General features: G+C 74.7%; 21 protein-coding genes and 1 riboswitch. Of the genes, 9 read left to right on the top strand and 12 right to left on the bottom strand.

Going from position 1 to position 21,373, the window contains the following annotated elements; genetic code table 11:
* Positions 1-190 precede the first annotated feature (190 nt).
* The 3 genes from ABT238_RS20190 to ABT238_RS20180 form a co-directional block, all read right to left on the bottom strand.
* Positions 191-580: an SCO2097 family morphological protein gene (locus tag ABT238_RS20190; RefSeq protein WP_350566687.1), complete on the bottom strand. Its 390-nt coding sequence runs from the start codon at positions 578-580 to the stop codon at positions 191-193.
* Positions 581-1,009: 429 nt separating this feature from the next.
* Positions 1,010-1,762 carry a methyltransferase domain-containing protein gene (locus tag ABT238_RS20185; RefSeq protein ID WP_350566689.1) on the bottom strand — a complete coding sequence of 251 codons (753 nt, stop codon included), beginning with the start codon at positions 1,760-1,762 and terminating at the stop codon, positions 1,010-1,012.
* 89 nt (positions 1,763-1,851) lie between these two features.
* The gene (locus tag ABT238_RS20180; RefSeq protein ID WP_350566691.1) at positions 1,852-2,436 is read right to left on the bottom strand and encodes an SAV_6107 family HEPN domain-containing protein; all 585 of its coding nucleotides are present in this window, start codon (positions 2,434-2,436) and stop codon (positions 1,852-1,854) included.
* Positions 2,437-2,916: 480 nt separating this feature from the next.
* On the opposite strand from ABT238_RS20180, the gene ABT238_RS20175 reads away from it, so the two are divergent.
* Both ABT238_RS20175 and ABT238_RS20170 read left to right on the top strand, forming a co-directional pair.
* Positions 2,917-3,549, top strand: a complete 633-nt coding sequence (locus ABT238_RS20175; protein WP_350566693.1) for a DUF4126 domain-containing protein — start codon at positions 2,917-2,919, stop codon at positions 3,547-3,549.
* Positions 3,550-3,574: 25 nt separating this feature from the next.
* Entirely contained in the window at positions 3,575-5,080 is a 1,506-nt protein-coding gene (locus ABT238_RS20170; RefSeq protein WP_350566695.1) for a phytoene desaturase family protein, read from the top strand.
* Positions 5,081-5,236: 156 nt separating this feature from the next.
* Here the strand turns inward: ABT238_RS20170 and ABT238_RS20165 are convergent, their stop codons facing one another.
* On the bottom strand, positions 5,237-6,082 hold the full coding sequence (locus ABT238_RS20165) for a hypothetical protein (RefSeq protein WP_350771136.1): 846 nt from the start codon (positions 6,080-6,082) through the stop codon (positions 5,237-5,239).
* Positions 6,083-6,226: 144 nt separating this feature from the next.
* On the bottom strand, positions 6,227-7,141 hold the full coding sequence (metF, locus tag ABT238_RS20160) for a methylenetetrahydrofolate reductase [NAD(P)H] (RefSeq protein WP_350566699.1): 915 nt from the start codon (positions 7,139-7,141) through the stop codon (positions 6,227-6,229).
* Between the two features lie 241 nt (positions 7,142-7,382).
* Between metF and ABT238_RS20155 the strand changes: the two genes are divergently transcribed.
* Entirely contained in the window at positions 7,383-8,489 is a 1,107-nt protein-coding gene (locus ABT238_RS20155) for a polyprenyl synthetase family protein (protein ID WP_350566701.1), read from the top strand.
* A gap of 43 nt (positions 8,490-8,532) precedes the next feature.
* Here the strand turns inward: ABT238_RS20155 and thiE are convergent, their stop codons facing one another.
* Genes thiE through ABT238_RS20140 form a run of 3 tightly spaced genes read right to left on the bottom strand, consistent with a single transcriptional unit; the run spans position 8,533 to position 10,847 of the window.
* On the bottom strand, positions 8,533-9,207 hold the full coding sequence (gene thiE / locus ABT238_RS20150; protein WP_350566703.1) for a thiamine phosphate synthase: 675 nt from the start codon (positions 9,205-9,207) through the stop codon (positions 8,533-8,535).
* Positions 9,204-9,569: an Rv2175c family DNA-binding protein gene (locus tag ABT238_RS20145; protein ID WP_350566705.1), complete on the bottom strand. Its 366-nt coding sequence runs from the start codon at positions 9,567-9,569 to the stop codon at positions 9,204-9,206. Before ABT238_RS20145 ends, thiE begins: the two co-directional genes overlap by 4 nt.
* A gap of 48 nt (positions 9,570-9,617) precedes the next feature.
* Complete coding sequence (locus ABT238_RS20140; protein ID WP_502891452.1) at positions 9,618-10,847, bottom strand: NAD(P)/FAD-dependent oxidoreductase; 1,230 nt, start codon at positions 10,845-10,847, stop codon at positions 9,618-9,620.
* 113 nt (positions 10,848-10,960) lie between these two features.
* A riboswitch (TPP riboswitch) is annotated at positions 10,961-11,074 on the top strand.
* On the opposite strand from ABT238_RS20140, the gene thiO reads away from it, so the two are divergent.
* From thiO to pknB, 4 genes are all read left to right on the top strand, one after another.
* Positions 11,065-12,228, top strand: coding sequence for a glycine oxidase ThiO (gene thiO / locus ABT238_RS20135; RefSeq protein ID WP_350566709.1), 1,164 nt, complete (start codon positions 11,065-11,067; stop codon positions 12,226-12,228). It overlaps the preceding riboswitch by 10 nt.
* On the top strand, positions 12,225-12,443 hold the full coding sequence (gene thiS, locus ABT238_RS20130; RefSeq protein ID WP_350566711.1) for a sulfur carrier protein ThiS: 219 nt from the start codon (positions 12,225-12,227) through the stop codon (positions 12,441-12,443). The genes thiO and thiS overlap by 4 nt, the downstream gene beginning before the upstream one ends.
* Before the next feature lie 3 nt (positions 12,444-12,446).
* Positions 12,447-13,244 (top strand): thiazole synthase, encoded by a 798-nt coding sequence (locus tag ABT238_RS20125; RefSeq protein ID WP_350566713.1) that lies wholly within the window; start codon positions 12,447-12,449, stop codon positions 13,242-13,244.
* A gap of 139 nt (positions 13,245-13,383) precedes the next feature.
* On the top strand, positions 13,384-15,174 hold the full coding sequence (gene pknB, locus ABT238_RS20120) for a Stk1 family PASTA domain-containing Ser/Thr kinase (protein ID WP_350566907.1): 1,791 nt from the start codon (positions 13,384-13,386) through the stop codon (positions 15,172-15,174).
* A gap of 15 nt (positions 15,175-15,189) precedes the next feature.
* Here the strand turns inward: pknB and ABT238_RS20115 are convergent, their stop codons facing one another.
* Positions 15,190-15,819: a molybdopterin-dependent oxidoreductase gene (locus ABT238_RS20115; RefSeq protein ID WP_350771057.1), complete on the bottom strand. Its 630-nt coding sequence runs from the start codon at positions 15,817-15,819 to the stop codon at positions 15,190-15,192.
* A 247-nt stretch (positions 15,820-16,066) separates the two neighbouring features.
* Here ABT238_RS20115 and bfr point away from each other — a divergent pair, with 247 nt between their 5' ends.
* Positions 16,067-16,546 (top strand): bacterioferritin, encoded by a 480-nt coding sequence (bfr, locus tag ABT238_RS20110; protein ID WP_350566717.1) that lies wholly within the window; start codon positions 16,067-16,069, stop codon positions 16,544-16,546.
* Between the two features lie 32 nt (positions 16,547-16,578).
* On the opposite strand, the gene ABT238_RS20105 is transcribed toward bfr, so the two are convergent.
* Both ABT238_RS20105 and ABT238_RS20100 read right to left on the bottom strand, forming a co-directional pair.
* Entirely contained in the window at positions 16,579-16,848 is a 270-nt protein-coding gene (locus ABT238_RS20105) for a (2Fe-2S)-binding protein (protein WP_502884280.1), read from the bottom strand.
* Between the two features lie 185 nt (positions 16,849-17,033).
* On the bottom strand, positions 17,034-18,371 hold the full coding sequence (locus ABT238_RS20100; protein ID WP_350566720.1) for a class II 3-deoxy-7-phosphoheptulonate synthase: 1,338 nt from the start codon (positions 18,369-18,371) through the stop codon (positions 17,034-17,036).
* A 301-nt stretch (positions 18,372-18,672) separates the two neighbouring features.
* Here ABT238_RS20100 and ABT238_RS20095 point away from each other — a divergent pair, with 301 nt between their 5' ends.
* Entirely contained in the window at positions 18,673-20,616 is a 1,944-nt protein-coding gene (locus ABT238_RS20095; protein WP_350566722.1) for an anthranilate synthase family protein, read from the top strand.
* A 42-nt stretch (positions 20,617-20,658) separates the two neighbouring features.
* On the opposite strand, the gene ABT238_RS20090 is transcribed toward ABT238_RS20095, so the two are convergent.
* Positions 20,659-21,357 (bottom strand): response regulator, encoded by a 699-nt coding sequence (locus ABT238_RS20090; RefSeq protein ID WP_350771000.1) that lies wholly within the window; start codon positions 21,355-21,357, stop codon positions 20,659-20,661.
* Positions 21,358-21,373 lie beyond the last annotated feature (16 nt).

Genomic DNA, 21,373 nt, shown 5'->3' with positions numbered 1-21,373 from the left:
GGGTGGGGGGCCTGCCCCGTCACGGGCCCGCGTGGGCTGGCCGGGGGGGCGCCGGGGGGGCACGGGCGGCGGGGCCCCGGCCCGGGGGGGGGGGCTGGCCCCCCCCCCCGGGCACGCGACGAGGGCGGGCAGTCGCTCGACTGCCCGCCCTCGTCGCGTCCGTACCGTCCGCCGGTACGGGCGGGAGGTCTCAGAATCCGCCGGTCTGCTCGTCCCGCCGGCGCTGCCAGCGCTGCTCGACCCGGTCCATCATCCCGGCCTTGCGGCGGGGCGCGGCGGCCGGACCACTGGCACGCTGCGCCTGGCCCGCGGGCCCGCGGCGCCAGCCCGTCACGGCGAAGACTGCGCACCCGAGCATCACCAGGAAGCCCACCACACTGACCCAGATCTGGTCGACGACCATGCCGCCCATCAACAGGCCGATGCCGACCACGAAGCCGCCGATGGCCAGATAGACCCGTCGACGGGTGTAGGTGCGCAGACCGGTTCCCTCAAGCGCCGACGCGAATTTGGGATCTTCGGCATACAGCGCTCGCTCCATCTGGTCGAGCAGTCGCTGCTCGTGCTCCGAGAGCGGCACGGAGTCCTCCTACTCGTCGGTCGCCGGTGCGACCGGTCCGCCGCCCCGGTCGGGGTGGCAAGTCCAATCAGCCTTCAGAACACGCGGTCGGACGCCTGTGCGGGGGCCCGGGCCCGTGTCGTCCATATGCCCCGAGCGTCCGGCGGTCATGCTTTCCGGCTTTACCCAGATCATACGGTCCACGGGCCCTTCGCGGAGTGGTCGACCACGCGTGGGCCCGGCCACTTCGGCGGCTCCTCGCCGCACCCTCCTCAACGCGGAGGGGTGCGGACAAGTGCCCGATCCGTTGGAATCGGCCCGGACCTGGGGAGATCCCGAGGAGAAGGCGGGGAGACGAGTGGAAGACGCGCCGACGGTGCGCCGGCGAACGGCGGGAATTCCGTCGGCGAACGGCCGGAGGTCGGCCGGCGAACGGCGGTGGCCGGCCGGTCAGCCCAGGGTGGCCAGCAGGTGGAGCTGGGTCGCCACCGCGTGGAAGGCCGGCTGCCCGGCGGCGGCCTCCTCCAGCTTCAGCAGCGCGTCCAGCGCGCCCGGCTCGGTGTCCACCAGGACGCCCGGCACCAGGTCGGCGAAGACCCGCACGCCGTGCACCGACTCCACCCGCAGACCGGCGCCGGCCGCCAGCCGGTCCAGCTCCTCGCCGGTGAAGCGGCGCGGCATCGGGTCGTTCGCGCCCCAGCGGCCGTCGGCGGCGCCCAGTACCGCGCGGGCGTCGTCGAAGTGACCGCCGAGCGCGCGGGCGAGCACGGCGCCGTTGCGGTTGGCGGCCAGCAGGCTCACGAAGCCGCCCCGGCGCAGGGTGCCGGCCAGGCTGCGGAGCGCCTCGGCCGGGTCGTCGACGACCTCCAGCACGCCGTGGCAGAGCACCGCGTCGACGGTGCCGGGCGCGACCAGCTCGGGGAGCGTCTGGGTGTCGCCCTGCACGGCGCGGACCAGGTCGGTCACGCCAGCCTCGGCGGCCCGCCGCTCCAGCGCGAACAGCGCGTCCGGGCTCGGGTCGACCACGGTGACCCGGTGGCCCAGCCGGGCCACCGGCACGGCGAAGTTGCCGGTGCCGCCGCCGGTGTCGACCACGTCGAGCACCGGCTGGTCCAACTCGGCCACCCGCTTCTCCAGGGCGGCGCGCACCACCTCCCACACCACGGCGGTACGCAGGGCGCTGCGGGGACGCGTCGGGTACAAGGCGGAACTCCTTGGCACGTGCAGTGTCGATCAGGTTGTCTCCACCTTAGGCCCTCTGCACCCCGGCCCCCGCTCGGCCGCCCCCGCGCTCACCCGGCCACGCGTGCCTCCCCCTGCTGCCCGTCCAGGCCGTCCAGCGGGAGCCGCGGGGCGGGCGGGGCCGCGTGCAGGCCGAGCAGGCGCTCGACCAGGCGGAGGAACAGGGCCGAGTTGCGGACCAGGTCGTCCGCGTCGCGGGCCGAGGCCGCGCCCCGGATGCCCGCCTCGGCGGCCGCCCGGCGGCGCGCGCCCGCCGCGAAGTACGGCGCCCACTCGGCGAGCTCGGGCGCCACCTCGGGCAGGACCTCCCAGGCGCTGCGGATCGCCCGGCGGCGCCGTTCGCTCTTCTCCGGGCGCCCGCGCACGGCGAGCACCGCCGCGACGCTGCGCAGCGCCGCGAGGTGCGCGGCGGCGTACCGCTCCAGCGGGTCCTCCAGCGAGCGGGCCCGGGTGAGGGTGCGGTGGGCCTCGGCGAGCAGGTCCAGCGCGGCGGGCGGGGCGGCGGCCCGGCGCAGCACCGGGTGCACGTCGGCACCGGCGGACGGCCGGTGGGCGGAGGAGCGCGGCGCGCTCCCCGGTCGGTGGGCGGCGGAGTGGAGGCGGGCGGTGACGGGCTCAGGACGGCTGACGGTCATGGTCTCCCCCGTTCCGAGGCAGCGCACGGTCCGGGTGGTCCGTGCCCCTCCATGGTGAACGGCACCACTGACAATCGGGCCGGGCGGTGGTCCCGGACCCCTCCCGACCGCTCACTTCCGGCCGGTCCCGCCCGGCGGCCGAAGCGCCGCCCCCCACGGACGGCGCTTCGGTACGCCCGGTCCCCCCGGAGTCGCCGGTCCCCCCGGGGCCCCGCTCCGCCGCCCCGTGCCGGCGGTGCGCGGCCGCCCTGACCGGCGCCGGGGCGGGGCGCCCGACGCGCCGCCGTCCCGGTGCCCACCACTGTGGCGTCCGCGCGGGCCGCGGGACATCCGCGCCGGTACTCAACCGGCCGTCTGAGTATCCGTACTCAGACGACCGGGACCGGGAACCGCCGCTCCCGCCGCCGGCGTCCGGGTACGGTACGGCGAGCCGGGCCGAATCCGGCGGGGACCACGAGCAGGAAACGGACGGGGAGACGGATGACGATCGTCCCGCTGATCTTCACCAGCGGACTGGCCAGCGGGATCAACGCCTACGCGGTGGTGCTGCTGCTCGGTCTGCTGGGCCGGTTCGCCGGGGCCGACTCGGTGCCGGCGGCCCTGGAGCGCACCGACGTGCTGCTGGCGGCCGCCGCGCTGTTCCTGCTGGAGGCGGTGGCCGACAAGATCCCGTACGTGGACAGCGTCTGGGACGTCGCCCACACGGTGATCCGGCCGGTCGCGGGCGCGACCGTCGGCGCGCTGATCGCCTCCACCGACCCGGGCTCGCTGGGCGAGGTCGCGGCGGGCGCGATGGGCGGCACGACGGCGCTGGTCAGCCATCTGGTGAAGGCCTCGCTGCGGATGGCGGTCAACACCTCGCCCGAGCCGGCCAGCAACATCGCGGTCTCGCTGGCCGAGGACGTCTCGGTGGCCGGGCTGGTCACGCTGGCGATCTTCCACCCGTGGCTGGCCGCCTCGATCGCCACCGTCCTGCTGCTGATCGGCATCCTGCTGGTGTGGTTCGCGATCAACCGGATCCGCGCCTTCCGCGCCCGCCGCCGCGAGCGCCGGGCGGCCCGCGCGGCCCGGGCCGGCGAGACCTCGGCCGGGCAGCCACTGGCCGGAGGATGAACCCGGCGGATCTAGGATCGGGACCATGGCACGGATCGTCATCATCGGCGCAGGTATGAGCGGGCTCGCGGCGGCTTCCCGGCTGGCGACCCTCGGGCACAAGGTGACGGTCTGCGAAGCACGCGGCACCTACGGCGGCATGGTCGGCCGTTACGAGCGCGACGGCTTCGCCTTCGACACCGGCCCCGGGCTGCTCACGCTGCCCGCCGTCTACCGCGACCTCGCGCTGAAGACCGGGCGCGAGCCGCTGGAACAGCTGGTCGAGCTGGGCCCGGTCGACCCGGAGAGCCGGCACCTGTTCCCCGACGGCACGGCCGTCTCGCTGCCCAACGCCTCGCGGGGCGGCGTGATCCAGGCCCTCGACGGGGCCTTCGGCCCGGGCGCGGGCGAGCAGTGGGCCGGTGTGCTCAACCACGGCCGTACGGTCTGGGAGGCCACCCGCCGCCCGTTGCTGGAGGAGCCGCTGCCCGCCGACCCGTCGCCGCTGCACGATGATCCCTACCCCGTGCCCGCCCCGGCCCGGCGCGGCCTGTTCGGCCGGCGGCGCGGCCCGCGCCAGTGGACGCTCACCGACGTCGCAGCCGAACAGCTCGGCGGGCACCCAGGGCTGACCGCCCTGCTGCACGAGCACGCGCTGCGGTTCGGTCTCGACCCGCGCACCACCCCCGCCGGGGCGACCGTGCTGCCGTACATGGAGCAGTCCTTCGGCGTCTGGTACGTCAGGGGCGGCCTGCGCGCGCTGGCCGACGCGGTGTACCGGCGCTGCGAGCAGCGCAAGGTGGAGTTCCGCTTCGAGACGCCGGTCGCCAAGGTGATCGTCCGCGACGGGCGGGTGTGCGGGGTGCAGACCAAGGGCGACCGGATCGACGCCGACGCGGTGGTCTCCTCGATCGACGCCCGGGTGCTGCACACCCAGTGGATGAGCGCGGCCGAGAGCTCGGACGAGTGGCCCGCCGCCGCCGAGCGGCTGCACGGCGTGCCGGGGCGGGTCAGCGTGCTGCTCGCACTGCGTGGCGCACGTCCGCAGGACACGGCGCACCGCACGGTGGTGCACGCCGGCGACCCGGCCGCCGAGCTGGCGGGCGTCTTCGACCCGGGCGCCCCCCTGACCGACCGGCCGACCGTACAGGTGCTGCGGCCGGACGACCCGTCGCTGCACCCGGAGGGGCACGAGGCCGTGGTGCTGACCGCGACCACGCCGTCCCTGGACCTGGACTGGGGCGCCCCCGGCGTCGCGGACGCCTTCGCCGACCGGATGCTCGACCACGTCGACGCGGCCGGCCTGAACCTGCGCGAGCGGCTGCTCTGGCGCGTGGTCCGCACCCCCGAGCACACCGAGCGCGAGACCGGCTCCTTCTTCGGCTCCGTCCCGCCCCCGGCCCTGGCCGGCCTCGACGGCGCCCTCCTCCAGGCCCCCAACGCGGACCACCCCGGCCTCTACCTCACCGGCGGCGCCGCCCACCCCGGCGGCGGCCTCGCCCGCGTCGGCATGTCCGCCTGCATCGTCGCCAACCTCATCGGCCCCGCCTGACCCCCGGCCCGGACCGGAAAGTCGGCCCGCGACACGGAGCGTCATCGCACACAGCTGACCGCGCCGCCACGCACCACCCCCACACGCGGAGCAGGAAGTCGGACCGGCCGGCTTCCTGCTCTCAGGGCGCGGCGTCCGGGGCGGGACGGCTCGGGGTCAGGGCTGTTGCTGCCAGGTGGGGTGCTGCTGCTGGTAGCCGTACTGGTCGTACTGGGGCTGCTGGGGGATGCCGTTGACGGGCTGGTCGGGCTGCTCGGGCTGCTGCTGCCACTGCTGCTGCTGGTCGTAGCCGTACTGGGGCGTGGGCTGCTGCTGGTAGCCGCCGTAGGGGTCGGGCTGCTGCTGGTAGGTGCCGTACTGCTCCTGCTGCGGGTAGCCGCCGTAGCCCTGGTCGTAGCCGTACTGCTGCTGCTGCCACTGCTGCTGCTGGTCGTAGCTGTACTGCTGCTGCGCCGGGTCGTAGTAGGCGTCCTGCTGCGGGACGGCCTGGAGCACCTCGGTCTGCTGCTGCTCGTAGTACGCCGGCGCGTACACGCCGTCGGCGGCCAGCTCCTGCATCTCGAACGCGGCGGTCTGCTCGACGGCCGTCTCCTCGTCCGGCACCCCGGCGGCCGGAGCCTCCTCCACGGCGCCGACCTCGCCGACCTGCTTCACCGCGACCACCGCCGCGGCCACCGCTCCCCCACCGGTGAGCGCGCCCAGCAGCGGCACCTTGGCGAGCGGCCCGGGCAGGCTCCCGTCCGCCGCCCGCAGCGACCACCCGGCCGCGTACCCGCGCTTCACCGACAGCGTCACGAAGGTCTGCCCGAGCGCGAACATCGCCGCGCCCCCGCCGATCACCGGCACGGAGCCGACCACCATCCCGCCGGCCACCGCGAGGAAGCCGGCCAGGGCGAGTCCGCGCCAGTGCAGCGGAGCCCGGTTCTGGAACAGCAGCTCGGCGACCAGCCAAAGCGCCACCACCGCCAACGCGGCGTACAGCAGCAGGTATCCGATGCCCATCCCGCCCGCTACCTCCAGTCGCGTGCCCGCGCCCGCCGCGCGTGTGCGGCGACTGTACCGGTTCAACGGCCCGGGTACCGCATCGCGTTCCCGTCCGCCGGACCAACCGCCGCGGCGGCCCCGGCGGACGGGACGCGCCGCAGCTCAACGCTGGTGCAGGCCGAGGTTCTGGTAGATCTCCAGGGTCGCCGTCGAGTGGTTCAGCGTGATGAAGTGCAGCCCGGGGACGCCCTCCGCCAGCAGCCGCTCGGACATCGCGGTGGCGTGCTCCATGCCGACCGCGCGCAGCGCCGCCGGGTCGTCGACCACCGCCCGCAGCCTGGCCTCCAGGTCCGGCGGGAAGGCCGAGCCGCTCAGCTGCGGGAAGCGCTCCAGCTGCTTGGCGTTGGTGACCGGCATGATCTCCGGGATGATCGGCGTCTCGCAGCCGGCGGCCACCACCCGGTCGCGCAGCCGCAGGTAGTCGTCGACCTCGAAGAACATCTGGGTGATCGCGTAGTCGGCGCCGGAGCGGACCTTCGCCACGAAGTGGCGGATGTCGTCGTCCCAGTCGGTCGAGCGCGGGTGCATGTTGGGCGAGGCCGCCACGCCGACGCAGAAGTCGCCGATGCCCTTGATCAGCTCGACCAGCTCGTACGCGTAGGTGACGCCCTGCGGGTGGCTGACCCACTCGCCCATCGGGTCGCCGGGCGGGTCGCCCCGCACCGCGAGGACGTTGCGCACGCCCTGGTCGGCGTACTGGCCGATGATGTTGCGCAGCTCGGCGACCGAGTGGTCGACGGCGGTCAGGTGGGCCACCGGGGTGAGCGTGGTCTCGGTGGCGATCCGCCCGACCATGTTCACGGTGCGCTCGCGCGAGGTGCCGCCGGCGCCGTACGTCATGCAGACGAAGTTGGGGTCGAGCGGTTCGAGCCGCCGGATGGCGTCCCAGAGCTTCTGCTCCCCGGCCTCGCTGCGCGGCGGCATGAACTCGAAGGAGAAGGACCGCTTTCCGGCCGCCAGGAGGTCGCGGACCGTCTGCGCGCGGTCCGGTCTGGTCGAAGCGATACCGAGTGCCATGATGGCAGGTTAGCCGTCGGCGCAAGGGCGCGAACAACTCGGTCCCAGTCCGTGAGACGCCGGATGGATGCCCGGTGGACTCCGGATGGACCGTGGCGGGACTCCGGGTGGACGGCGCCCGCTCCGGGCGGGGCGAACGGGCGAACAGGAGTCCGAGGGCCCACCCGGAGCTCGTCCGTACGGCTGTTCCCCGCCGCCCCGGATACGCTTGCTGCACCCCAGCTACCTCCGGAGCCCCATCGTGACCTCGTCCAGCCACCGGCCGGCCAACCCGATTGACGTGGAGGACGTGCGCGAGCGCGTCAACGCCGCCCTCGTCGGCTTCATGGACGGCCAGTCGGCCCTGCTCAGCAAGGTCTCGCCCCAGTTGGAGCCGGTCACCGAGGCGCTGCGCGACTTCCTGCTGGACGGCGGCAAGCGGCTGCGCCCGGCGTTCTGCTACTGGGGCTGGCGGGGGGCCGGCGGCCCGGCGGCCGGCGAGGGGATCGCCCGGGCGGCGGCGGCCCTGGAGCTGCTGCAGGCCAGCGCGCTCGTCCACGACGACCTCATGGACCGCAGCGACACCCGCCGCGGCCTGCCCTCGGTGCACCGCCGCTTCGAGGCGATGCACCGCGAGCGCGGCTGGCGCGGCGACCGCGAGCAGTACGGCGCCTCGGCGGCGGTGCTGCTCGGCGACCTGCTGCTGATCTGGTGCGACGAGCTGTTCCTGAACTCCGGCCTGGACCCGGCGGCGGTGCTGGCCGCCAAGCCGATGTTCGACCTGATGCGCACCGAGGTCATGGTCGGCCAGTACCTGGACGTCCTGGAGCCGGTGGCCGGGGACTCCACCGACCACGGCGCGCTGGAGCGGGCGCAGACCGTCCTGCACTACAAGTCGGCCAAGTACACCATCGAGCGGCCGCTCCAGGTGGGCGCGCTGCTGGCGGGCGCCCCGCCCCGGCTGGTGGAGGCGTACGGGGCGTTCGGCCTGCCGCTGGGCGAGGCGTTCCAGCTGCGGGACGACCTGCTCGGCGTGTTCGGCGACCCGGCGGTCACCGGCAAGCCGGCCGGCGACGACCTGCGCGAGGGCAAGCGGACGCTGCTGGTCGCGCACGCCATGCGGGGTCTGCCGGCCGCCGAGGCGCGGCACCTGGACGAGCGGCTGGGCGCGCCGGACCTCACCCCCGGCGAGGTCGCCGGGCTGCGTGACCTGGTGGCCCGCAGCGGCGCGCCGGAGCGGGTGGAACAGCGGATCGAGGTGCTGCTGCGCCAGGCGCTGGCCGCGCTGGAGGCCGCCCCGCTGGCGGACGCCCGGGCCCGCGGGACGCTGCTGGCACTGGCCGAGGCCGCCACCGTCCGCAAGTACTGACCCGTTCGCACGGGCCAGGACGGACGGCGGCGGCCCCGTTCGCTCAGAGCGCGCGCAGCCGGCGGGCGAACTCGGCGGCCGCGGCCCCCGGGTCGTCCGCGGCGGTGATGGCCCGGACCACCACGACCCGGCGGGCGCCGGCGGCCAGCACCTCGTCCAGGTTGCCGAGGTCGATGCCGCCGATGGCGAACCACGGCCGCCCGGTCCCCAGCTTCGCCGCGTACTCGACCAGGCCCAGGCCCGGCGCGGGCCGGCCCGGCTTGGTCGGGGTCGGCCAGACCGGGCCGGTGCAGAAGTAGTCGACGCCGGGCTCGGCGGCGGCCGCGTCCACCTCCGACTCGGCGTGGCAGGAGCGCCCGATCAGCACGTCCTCGCCGATGATCGCCCGGGCGGCGGGCACCGGAAGGTCGTCCTGGCCCAGGTGCAGCACGTCCGGGCCGGCCGCGTGGGCGACGTCCGCGCGGTCGTTGACGGCGAGCAGCTTGCCGTGCCGGCGGCAGGCGTCGGCGAAGACCTCCAGCGCCGCCAGCTCCTGCCTGGCCTCCAGGCCCTTGTCCCGGAGCTGGACGATGTCCACGCCGCCGGCCAGCGCGGCGTCCAGGAACGCGGCGAGGTCGCCGCGCTCGCGCCGGGCGTCGGTGCACAGGTAGAGCCGGGCGTCGGCGAGCCGGGCCCGCCGGTCGGTCACGGCCGGCGCGGTCGTGGCCGGGTCGGTCACAGCGCCATCGCCTGGGCGCGGCGCTTGACCTCGGTGGCCCGGTTCTCCTGCAGCGCCTGGATGGGGGTGCCGGGCAGCGACGGGTCCTCGGTGAACATCCACTCGAGGATCTCCTCGTCGCTGAACCCGCTGTCGCGCAGCACCGTCAGCGTGCCGACCAGGTGCTTCACCGGGCCGGTCTCGTCGATGAACGCCGCCGGGACCTGCAGCGACTTGTTGGGGCCGCGGCGGACGGCGATCAGGTCACCCTTCTTGACCATGTTGCGGACCTCGGTGACCACCAGGCCCCACTTCTCGGAGATGTCGGGGAGGTACAGCCACGCGGGGACCAGGTCTTCAATCTTGGCTTCGATCTCACTCACGCCACCAGACTGCCACCTCGGCGGCCCGCCGCGCACCAATCGGGTCCGCTACCCGGCGGCGACGGCCGCCTTCAGCGGGACGGCGGGGTCGGCGGCGCGGGCCGCGTCGAGCACCGCGCCGCGCTCGATCAGCCGCCGGCCCTGGGTGAGGTCGCGCGGCCGGTCGACCGCGAGCAGCGCGCGCAGGGCGCCGTCGCGCAGCCAGAGCACCGACCAGTCGGCGTCGCCCGGCGCGCCGCGCCACAGCAGCTCGTCGCCCTCGCCGTGCCGGCCGGCGTACTGCACCATCCGCCCGAACTGCTCGGACCAGAAGTACTGCACCGGGTCGTACGGCGGCGTGTCCGTCCCCAGCACGGTGGCGGCGACCGCCTCGCCGGACTGCAGCGCGTGGTCCCAGTGCTGGACGGTCAGCCGGCTGCCGGAGCGGGCCGAGGGGTAGCCGACGCAGTCGCCGGCCGCGAGCACGCCCGGCACGGTGGTGCGCAGCCGCTCGTCGACCAGGACGGCGCCGGCCGCGTCCAGGGCGACCCCGGTGCCGGCCAGCCAGCCGGTGGCAGGGCGGGCGCCGATGCCGACCACCACCTCGTCCGCGGGCAGGTGCGAGCCGTCGGCGAGCAGCACCGCGCCCGGCTCGACGGCGGCGACGCCGGTGCCGCAGCGCAGCTCCACCCCGGCCTCGGCGTACCAGGCGGCCATCGCCCGGCCGATCGCGGTGGGCAGCGCGCCGGGGACGGGCGCCGGGCCGGCCTCGACCACGGTCACCTCGCAGCCGGCCGCCCGGGCGGCGGTGGCCACCTCGGCGCCGATCCAGCCCGCGCCCACCAGCACCAGGCGCAGGCCCGGGCGGAGCAGGGCGCGCAGCGCGAGCGCGTCGTCCAGGGTGTGCAGCAGGTGGGCGCGCTCGGCGCCGGGCAGCGCGCGGGGCTCGGCGCCGGTGGCGATCACCAGCGTGCCGTACGGCTCGTCCCCGGCGTCGGTGTGCAGCACGCCCGCGCCGCCGGGGCCGCCGGGGGTGAGGCCGGTGGCGCGGCGGCCGGTGAGCAGCTCGACGCCGAGCTGCGCGAAGTCGAGGTCGAGGGCGGTGCTGTCGGTCTTGCCGAGCAGGACGTCCTTGGAGAGCGGCGGCCGGTCGTACGGCGCGTGCGGTTCCTCGCCGACCAGTGTGATCCGCCCCTGCCAGCCGTCGCGCCGCAGCACCGCGGCGCACTGCGCCCCGGCCAGCCCGGCGCCGACCACGACCACCCGGTCCGTCCGTCCCGTTCCGCTCAGTTCAGCCACGCCCGTCACTGTACTGAGCCCGGTCCCGGGCCCCTGGACCTAGGCCGCCCCCGGGCCCCGGGCCGCCCCCGTCCGGGCACCTTCAGGGGGCGCGGCGCCCGGAGTTAAGGTGGGGGCACCATCACGGGAGCCCGGCGGACCGGGCTGAGAGGCGGGCTGGCACGGCCTGCGACCGTCCGAACCTGATCCGGGTCATACCGGCGAAGGGAGAGCAGCTTTGACACGCTCGGCACCGGGCGCCCACGCCGATGTGCTGGTCATCGGCGGTGGGATCATCGGACTCGTGGTCGCCTGGCGGGCGGCCCAGCGCGGACTGCGCGTGGCCGTGGCCGACCCCAGGCCCGGCGGCGGCGCCGCCCAGGTGGCGGCGGGCATGCTCGCCCCGGTCACCGAACTGCAGTACGGCGAGGAGCCGCTGCTGCGCCTCGGCATGGCCTCCAACGAGCGGTACGCGGCCTTCGCCGCCGAGCTCACCGAAGCGAGCGGCGGCCTGGACACCGGCTACCGGCAGTGCGGCACGATCGCCGTCGCCCTCGACTCCGACGACCGCGAGGAACTGCGCGAGCTGCACGCCTTCCACCGGCGGCTCGGGCTGGACTCGCAGTGGCTCACCGGCCGCGAGGCCCGCCGGCTGGAGCCGATGCTCGCCCCGGGCGTGCGCGGCGGCCTGCACGTCACCGACGACCACCAGGTGGATGGCCGCCGGCTGGCCGCGGCTCTGGTGGAGGCCTGCGAGCGGGCGGGCGCGGTGCTGCACCGCTCCGAGGTCACCGAGCTGCTGGTCGGGAACGACCGCGCGACCGGCGCCCGGCTGGCCACCGGCGGGAGCGTCACCGCCGAGCGGGTGGTGCTCGCGGCCGGCTCGCGCAGCCACCTGCTGCCCGGCCTGCCCCCGGGCGTGCTGCCGGCGATCCGCCCGGTCAAGGGCCAGGTCCTGCGGCTGCGGGTGCCCGGGGCCTACCGGCCGTTCCTGTCCCGCAACGTGCGCGCCGTCGTGCGCGGCGGCCACCTCTACCTGGTGCCGCGCGAGAACGGCGAGCTGGTGGTCGGCGCGACGACCGAGGAGCAGGGCCACGACACCACGGTCACCGCCGGCGGGGTGTACGAGCTGCTGCGCGACGCGCACGAGCTGGTCCCCGGCATCACCGAGCTGCCGCTGGTGGAGACCGGCGCCGGGCTGCGCCCCGGCTCGCCGGACAACGCGCCGCTGCTCGGCCCGACCGCGCTGCCCGGCCTGGTCGCCGCGACCGGCCACTACCGCAACGGCGTCCTGCTGACGCCCGTCACCGGCGACCTGGTGGCCGAGTACCTGGCCACCGGCACCCTGCCGGAGCTCGCCCGCCCGTTCGCCCCCACCCGATTCACGAAGGTCCCGGCATGAGCCCCCGCACCGACATCCCCCTGAGCGTCAACGGCGAGCCCCGCGAGGTGCCCGCCTCGACCACCCTCGCCGAGGTGGTCGCCACCCTCAGCCAGGCGCACTCCGGCGTCGCCGCCGCCCTCAACGAGGCCGTGGTGCCGCGCACCGAGTGGTCGCGCACCCCGCTGTCGGCGGGCGACCGGATCGAGATCCTCACCGCCGTGCAGGGGGGCTGACCGATGGCCGACGACCTTCTCACCATCGCCGGGACGTCCTTCTCCTCCCGGCTGATCATGGGCACCGGCGGCGCCCCGAGCCTGGAGGTCCTGGAGCAGGCGCTCCAGGTGTCCGGCACCGAGCTGACCACCGTGGCGATGCGCCGGGTGAACGCCACCACCCAGGGCTCGGTGCTCGACGTGCTGAGCCGCAACAGCATCCGCGTGCTGCCCAACACGGCCGGCTGCTTCACCGCCGGCGAGGCCGTGCTGACCGCCCGGCTGGCCCGCGAGGCGCTCGGCACGGACTGGGTCAAGCTGGAGGTGATCGCCGACGAGCGGACCCTCCTGCCGGACCCGATCGAGCTGCTGGACGCCGCCGAGACCCTGGTCGACGACGGTTTCACGGTGCTGCCGTACACCAACGACGACCCGGTGCTCGCCCGCAAGCTGGAGGACGTCGGCTGCGCGGCGATCATGCCGCTGGGCTCGCCGATCGGCTCCGGTCTCGGCATCCGCAACCCGCACAACTTCCAGCTGATCGTGGAGAGCGCGGGCGTCCCGGTGATCCTGGACGCCGGCGCCGGCACCGCCTCGGACGTCGCGCTGGCGATGGAGCTGGGCTGCGCCGCGGTGATGCTGGCCTCGGCCGTCACCCGCGCCCAGGACCCGGTGCTGATGGCCGACGCGATGCGGCACGCCGCCGAGGCCGGCCGCCTCGCCCACCGGGCGGGCCGGATCCCGCGCCGGTTCCACGCCGAGGCCTCCTCCGCGATGGCCGGCCGCGCCGACCTGGACACCCGCGAGCACCCCGCCTTCTGAGCGGGCCCCGTGGGCGGGCCGCATTCCGGATCGTTCCTGCGATCATCGGCCCGGTGTCACAAACCGGGCACAGAGCGGCCCCGGGGGCGGTGTCCCCCGGGGCCCGCGCACGGCCACGCCCTAGACTCGCCGGGTGGACATGGCACTGCGCGACCCCCTGATCGGTACCCTGCTCGACGGCCGGTACCGGGTCGAGCGGCGGATCGCCGCGGGCGGGATGTCCACCGTCTACCGGGGCACCGACACCCGGCTCGACCGGGTCGTGGCGCTCAAGGTGATGCACCCCTCGCTGGCCGGGGACACCGCGTTCACCACCCGCTTCATCCGCGAGGCCAAGGCCGTCGCCCGGCTCGCCCACCCCAACGTCGTCAACGTCTTCGACCAGGGCGCCGACGGCGGGACCGTCTTCCTCGCCATGGAGTACGTGCCCGGCGGCACCCTGCGCGACCTGCTGCGCGACCGCGGCGCGCTGTCCATCCGGGCCGCCCTGGACATCCTGGAACCGGTACTCGCCGCGCTCGGCGCCGCCCACCGGGCCGGCCTGGTGCACCGCGACGTCAAGCCGGAGAACGTCCTGATCACCGACGACGGCCTGGTCAAGGTCGCCGACTTCGGTCTGGTCCGGGTGCTGAACGCCGCCGACGGCGCCACCACCTCCACCACCGCGACGGCCGGCACCGTGCTCGGCACCGTCTCCTACCTCGCGCCCGAGCAGATCCGCCCGGGCGCCGAGACCGACCAGCGGGTGGACGTCTACGCGGCCGGCATCCTGCTGTACGAGATGCTCACCGGCTCGCGCCCGCACACCGGCGAGAACCCCGTCCAGGTGATGTACCGCCACCTGCACGAGGACGTCCCGGCGCCGTCCGCGACCGTCCCCGGCGTGGTGCCCGAGCTGGACGCCATAGTGGCGGGCGCCTGCGCCCGGGAGCGCGCGGACCGTCCGTTCGACGCGGTGGAGCTGCTCGCCGCCCTGCAGCGGGTCCGCCCCCGGCTCACCCCGGCCCAGCTGGACGCCGAACCGCCCGCCTCCACCCGCCCCAGCCCGCAGTACCCCACCGGCGAGGCGACCTCGGTGCTCACCCCGGTGCTGATGCCCGCGCCCCCGGTCGAGCGCACCAGCGTGCTGGACGTGCCGCCGGACGTCATGGACCAGCTGCTCACCGAGCCGCGCCCGTACGACGAGCCGCCGCCGGAGCGCGCGCCCCGCGCCCGGCGGGCCCCGCGCGCCCGCTCCGCCGCCCGCCGGCTGCCGCGCGGGCCGCTGATCTGGGCGGCCGTGGTCACCGCCCTGGTGCTGCTGGTCGGCGGGGCGACGTTCGCGATCTCCGGCGCGGTGTACGGCACGGTGCCGGGCGTGCTCGGCAAGGACCGCCGCGAGGCGGAGCGGATCCTGGACGCCGCCGGCATGCACGGGCGGGTCTCCGAGGCGTACAGCGAGTCCGTCCCGGCCGGCCAGGTGATGGCGGCCGACCCCGGCGTGGGCACCCGGACCAGGAAGAGCGACGCCGTCACCCTCACCGTCTCGCGCGGGCCCAAGCGGATCGCCGTCCCCGACGTGGTCGGCCGCCCGTCCGCCCAGGCCGCCTCGGCACTGACCGGGGCGCAGCTGGCGGCCGGCACGGTGACCGAGACCTACAACGACTCCGTCCCCGAGGGCTCGGTGATCAGCAGCTCACCGGCGGCCGGGCAGCAGGTCGCGGAGAACACACCGGTCGCGCTGGTGGTCAGCAAGGGCATGGTGCCGGTCCCGGACGTCACCGGGATGTCCAAGGAGGCCGCGGAGAAGGCGCTCCAGGCGGCCGGTTTCACCATGCAGAGCAGCGGGGTCAACCTGTTCGGCACCGGCAAGGTGACCGGCCAGTCCCCGGCGGCCGGCGAGCGCCGTCCGCAGCGCTCCGTGGTCACGGTCACCCTGCCGTTCCTCTAGGCGCGCCCGGCCCGGTCAGCGCAGCGGGCCGTCGCCCGGCTCCTCCTGGTAGGAGTAGCGCTGCTCCCGCCAGGGGTCGGCCCGGTTGTGGTAGCCGCGCTCCTCCCAGAAGCCGCGCCGGTCGGCCCGCATGTACTCGACCGCCCGGACCCACTTGGGGCCCTTCCAGGCGTAGAGCCGCGGGACGACCAGCCGGACCGGGAAGCCGTGCTCGGCGGTGAGCGCCTCGCCGTCGCGGTGGGTGGCGAGCAGGGTGTCGGGGGCGGCGAAGTCCTCCAGCCGCAGGTTGGCGCTGTAGCCGTACTCGGCCCAGACCATGACGTGGGTGACGCCGGTGTCCGGCGGCTCCAGGTCGAGCAGGAGGGCGGCGGACACGCCGGTCCACTCGCCGTCGAGCACCGAGAAGCGGGTGACGCAGTGCAGGTCCGCCCACACGGTGGTGCGGGGCAGGGCGCTGAAGCCCTCGAAGTCCCAGCTGCGCTTCTCCGCCGAGGCGGTCGCGCCGAACACCTGGAGTTCCCAGGTCAGCGGCTTGAAGCGGGGCACCGGGCCGTAGTGCAGGGCGGGCCAGCCGCGCTGCACGCGCTGGCCGGGCGGGAGCCGGGGGTCAGACGGCGACGACGGTTCTTGTTCGGACTGACCCATGGATCCATGGTGACAGACGGCGGACGACGGCCACCGCGCGCCCCTTCCCAGGCCCGCGCGCCCCGCTCGTACGGGCCAACGGCGGGGCGTGGGCTTCCCCGTGCGCGGGGCAAATCGGATATTCCGACACATGTCCTAGTGAGTGTGAACTTACTGGAATTTCTTCCCACAGCGGTGCCAGGATGCTGCAACCGGAGCCGGAGGGTGAACGGCCCTGATCCCGCACGCAGAGCAGGAAGGCAGCGCCATGAAGGGCGACGCAGAGGTCATCGAGTTCCTCAACGAACAGCTCACCGCCGAGCTGACCGCAATCAACCAGTACTTCCTGCACGCCAAGATGCAGGAGAACTTCGGCTGGACGAAGCTCGCGAAGTACACCCGGCACGAGTCGTTCGACGAGATGAAGCACGCCGAGGTGCTCACCGACCGGATCCTCTTCCTCGACGGACTGCCCAACTACCAGCGGCTCTTCCACGTCCGGATCGGCCAGACGGTCAAGGAGATGTTCGAGGCCGACCGGCAGGTCGAGGTGGAGGCGATCGACCGGCTCAAGCGCGGCATCGTGGTGATGCGGGCCAAGAACGACGTCACCTCGGCCAACATCTTCGAGGCGATCCTGGAGGACGAGGAGAAGCACATCGACTACCTCGACACCCAGCTCGAACTGCTGGAGAAGCTCGGGGAGGCGCTCTACATCGCCCAGCTCATCGAGCAGCCGGAGTCCTGAGGCGGCCGCGGGGCCCGGAAGCGGGAGGCCGGTCAGGCGACGCGCAGCCGCGCCGGCGCCCGCACCGGGGCGGCGGGAGCGGGAGCGACCTCGGCCGCCGCCGGGTCGGCCAGGCCCAGCCTGGCGGCGAGCCGGGCGGTCGGGCAGGGCCGGGCACCGTGCTCGCCGAGCAGGGCCTGGATCCGCCGCACGCAGGAGCCGCAGTCGGTCCCGGCCTTGCAGCCCTTGGCGATCTGGCGCGGGGTGCTGGCACCGTCGTCGATCGCCCGCTTCACCTGGTCCTCGGTGACCGCATGACACATGCACACGTACATCGCGGTCTCTCCCGGGGGTGAAGCGGTGAAGCGGAGTGGATCTTGACTAAGGCAAGCCTTAGTTCACTAAGCCTCACCTTACCTGCCCGGACGGGTACGCAAAAGCCTCTCCGGCCCGGGGAAACCCCGGGCCGGAGAGGCTTTTGTCACATCCGCCGCGCCGGCGGCACCGTTCAGTTGCCGCCGCGGTACATCTCGGCGACCAGGAACGCGAGGTCCAGCGACTGGCTGCGGTTGAGCCGCGGGTCGCAGGCCGTCTCGTAGCGCTGGTGCAGGTCGTCGACCAGCACCTCGTCGCCGCCGCCGACGCACTCGGTGACGTCGTCGCCGGTCAGCTCCACGTGGATGCCGCCCGGGTGGGTGCCGAGCGCGCGGTGCACCTCGAAGAAGCCCTTGACCTCGTCGAGCACGTCGTCGAAGCGGCGGGTCTTGTGGCCACTGGAGGCCTCGAAGGTGTTGCCGTGCATCGGGTCGCAGATCCAGACCGGCTGCGCGCCGGAGGCGGTGACCTTCTCGACCAGGGTGGGCAGGTGGTCGCGGATCTTGCCCGCGCCCATCCGGGTGATGAAGGTGAGCCGGCCGGGCTCGCGCTCCGGGTCCAGCTTCTCGATCAGGGTCAGCGCGTCGTCGACCGAGGTGGTCGGGCCGAGCTTCACGCCGATCGGGTTGCGGATCTTCGAGGCGAACTCGATGTGCGCGTGGTCCAGCTGGCGGGTGCGCTCACCGATCCACACCATGTGGCCGGAGACGTCGTACAGCTCGCCGGTGCGCGAGTCCACGCGGGTCAGCGCGGTCTCGTAGTCCAGGACCAGCGCCTCGTGGGACGAGAAGAACTCGACCGTCTTGAACTCCTCCGGCGCCACGCCGCAGGCGTTCATGAACGCCAGCGCGTTGTCGATCTCGCGGGCGAGCTGCTCGTAGCGCTGGCCGGCCGGCGAGTTGCGCACGAAGTCCTGGTTCCAGGCGTGCACCTGGCGCAGGTCGGCGTAACCACCGGTGGTGAAGGCGCGGACCAGGTTGAGCGTCGCGGCGGACGCGTTGTACATCCGCTTCAGCCGCTCCGGGTCCGGGATGCGGGACTCGGGGGTGAACTCGAAGCCGTTCACCGAGTCGCCCCGGTAGACCGGCAGGGTCACGCCGTCGCGGGTCTCGGTCGACTTGGAGCGCGGCTTGGAGTACTGGCCGGCGATGCGGCCGACCTTGACGACCGGCACCGAGGCCGCGTAGGTCAGCACCGCCGCCATCTGCAGCAGGGTCTTCAGCTTGTTGCGGATGTGCTCCGCCGAGACGCCGTCGAAGGCCTCGGCGCAGTCGCCGCCCTGCAGCAGGAACGCCTCACCACGGGCCACGGCACCGAGCCGGGCGCGCAGCTGGTCACACTCGCCGGCGAAGACGAGCGGCGGATACGAGGCGAGCTCGGCAAGGGTCTTGCGCAGAGCCTCTTGGTCCGGCCATTCAGGCTGCTGCGCCGCGGGCAGGGACTGCCAGGTGTGGAGATTCGTCACGGTCACGCGCTCAAGGCTACGGGGTGCGGCAACCGATTTGTGACCACCGCCCGAGGGGTGAGACACCCCGCGGACAATCGGGTGACGGGCCTCACTTCCGGCCGGGGATCCGCTAGGCTCGGCTCCGTGAACACGCCGCACACCTGCTCCTGGTGGTGGGCCGACCCCCTGGGTGGCCCACAGCCCGCGCGTTCCTAGACGCAGACGACCGGCCGCCCCTCGGGGCGGCCGTCGGCGTTTCCAGCCGGCCGACAGCCCTCCCGGGAGCGGAACCCCACCGCCGCAGAAGCCCCCCGGAAGGAACTCCGTGACCGTGACCAGCGCCGCCGACCTGCTCGCCCGCCTCACCGCCGCCGACGCACCGGCCTTCGCCCTGCTCCACCGCCGCACCCCGCGCACCGCCCCGGACACCGTCGAGGTCCTGATCGGCACCGTCACCAGCCACGACCGGCTGGCCGACCTGCCGGTCCGCCACGGCGTGCCCGCCGACGGCCCCGTGCACGACCTGCTCGCGCTCGTCCCCTACCGGCAGATCCGCGAACGCGGCTTCGAGGCGCACGACGACGCCACCCCGCTCCAGGCCCTCGCCGTCACCGAGCAGTACGCCCTGCCGCTCGCCGAGGTCACCGAGGCGCTGCCGCACCTGCCCGTCGGCCTGACCGGCGGCGCGTTCGACATCGACGACGCCGAGTACGCCGCGATCGTCCGCCGGGTGATCGCGGAGGAGATCGGGCGCGGCGAGGGCGCCAACTTCGTCATCCGCCGCGACTTCACCGCGACGCTCGAAGACTTCTCCCCCGCGCTCGCGCTCACCCTGTTCCGCCGGCTGCTGGAGCAGGAGCGCGGCGCCTACTGGACCTTCCTGGTGCACACCGGGGAGCGCGTCCTGGTCGGCGCCTCCCCCGAGGTGCACGTCCGGCAGAGCGGCGGGACGGTCGTGATGAACCCGATCTCCGGCACCTACCGCTATCCGGCCGCCGGCGCCGGCCTCGACTCGCTGCTCGACTTCCTCCACGACCCCAAGGAGCTCGAGGAGCTCACCATGGTGGTCGACGAGGAGCTCAAGATGATGTGCACCGTCGGCGACCTCGGCGGCCAGGTGCTCGGTCCCCGGCTCAAGGAGATGTCCCACCTCGCCCACACCGAGTACGAACTGCGCGGCCGCACCTCGCTGGACGTCCGCGAGGTGCTCAGGGAAACGATGTTCGCCGCCACCGTCACCGGCAGCCCGGTGCAGAACGCCACCCGGGTGATCAAGCGCTACGAGCGCGGCGGCCGGGGCTACTACTCCGGCGCGCTCGCCCTGATCGGCCGCTCGGCCAGCGGCGGCCAGCTGCTCGACTCGCCGATCTGCATCCGCACCGCCGACATCGACCCGGCCACCGGCCGGCTCGCCGTACGGGTCGGCGCCACCCTGGTGCGGCACTCCGACCCGCTCTCCGAGGTCGCCGAGACGCACGCCAAGGCCGCCGGGGTGCTCACCGCCATCGGCGCCCGCCCGGCCCCCGCCCGCGCGGGCGGCCCGAGCGGCCCGCGGCTGGCCGACGACCACCGCGTCCAGGCCGCGCTGGACGCCCGGCGGGCCGGCCTCGCCCCGTTCTGGCTGCGGATGCAGCAGCCGGCCCGGGCCACCGAGGCGCTGGAGACCCTGGTCGTCGACGGCGAGGACACCTTCACCGCGATGCTCGCCCACCTGCTGACCTCGCTCGGCCACCGGGTCACCGTGGTCCGCTACGACGAGCCGGGCCTGCGCGAGCGGGTCGCCGCCCACCCCGGCCCGCTGGTGCTCGGCCCCGGCCCGGGCGACCCGGCCGCCGGGGACGACCCCAAGATGGCCGTGCTGCGCCCGATCGTCGAGGACGCGCTGGCCGCCGCCCGGGACGGCCGGCGCACCGCCCCGCTGCTCGCCGTCTGCCTCAGCCACCAGTTGCTGTCCGCCGCGCTCGGCCTGCCGCTGGCCCGCAAGGCGGTGCCGTACCAGGGCGCGCAGGAGAGCGTCGACCTGTTCGGGACGCAGCGCACGGTCGGCTTCTACAACGCCTTCACCGCCCGCTGCTCCGACGCCGACGCCGCCCGGCTGGCCGGCCAGGGCGTCGAGGTGGCCCGCGACCCCCTGACCGGGGACGTGCACGCGCTGCGCGGTCCGGGCTTCGCCGGGCTGCAGTTCCACCCGGAGTCGGTGCTCACCCGGGAGGGCGTGGAGATCGTCGCCGGGCTGCTGCGCGGCGCGGTGGCCACCGCCGCCCGCTAGGGGCCCGGCCGGGCGGGGCGCGGTCGGCGCCCCGCCCGGCCGTCAGATCTCGTCGTCCAGGCCCTGCTCGATCGCGTAGCGGACCAGCTCGACCCGGTTGTGCAGCTGGAGCTTGCCCAGGGTGTTCTGGACGTGGTTCTGCACCGTGCGGTGCGAGAGCACCAGCCGATCGGCGATCTGCTTGTACGACAGGCCCTTGGCGACCATCCGCAGCACCTCGGTCTCCCGGGCGGTCAGCTGCGGGACGACCGGCGCGGCCGGGGCGGGCGGCTCGGCGGCCAGCCGGCGGAACTCGCCGAGCACCAGGCCGGCCAGGCCCGGGGTGAACACCGCGTCACCGACGGCCGTGCGGCGCACCGCGTCCAGCAACTCCTCCCGCCCGGCCGACTTGACCAGGTAGCCGGTCGCGCCGGACTTCACCGCCTCCAGCACGTCCGCGTGCTCGCCGCTCGCCGAGAGCACCAGGACCCGCACCGTCGGGTCCTGCGCGACCACCTGGCGGCAGACCTCGGCGCCGGAGAGGCCGGGCAGGTTGAGGTCGAGCACCACGACCTGCGGGGTGCAGGCGCGGGCCCGGCGGACGGCCTCCTCGCCGTCGCCGGCGGTGGCCACCACGTCCAGCCCGGCCTCGGCGAGGTCGCGGGAGACGGCGTCGCGCCACATCGGGTGGTCGTCCACCACCATGACCCGCACCGGCCGCTCGGCGGGCGCCTGATGGTCGATCGGCTGCTGGGTGGTCATGCTCGGGCCCTTTCGC

This window comes from Kitasatospora sp. NPDC001527, assembly GCF_040298605.1.
In the GTDB taxonomy this organism is placed as follows: domain Bacteria; phylum Actinomycetota; class Actinomycetes; order Streptomycetales; family Streptomycetaceae; genus Kitasatospora.
The sequence above is the reverse complement of the archived record's forward strand: the minus strand, read 5'-3'. Positions and strand labels throughout refer to the sequence as shown.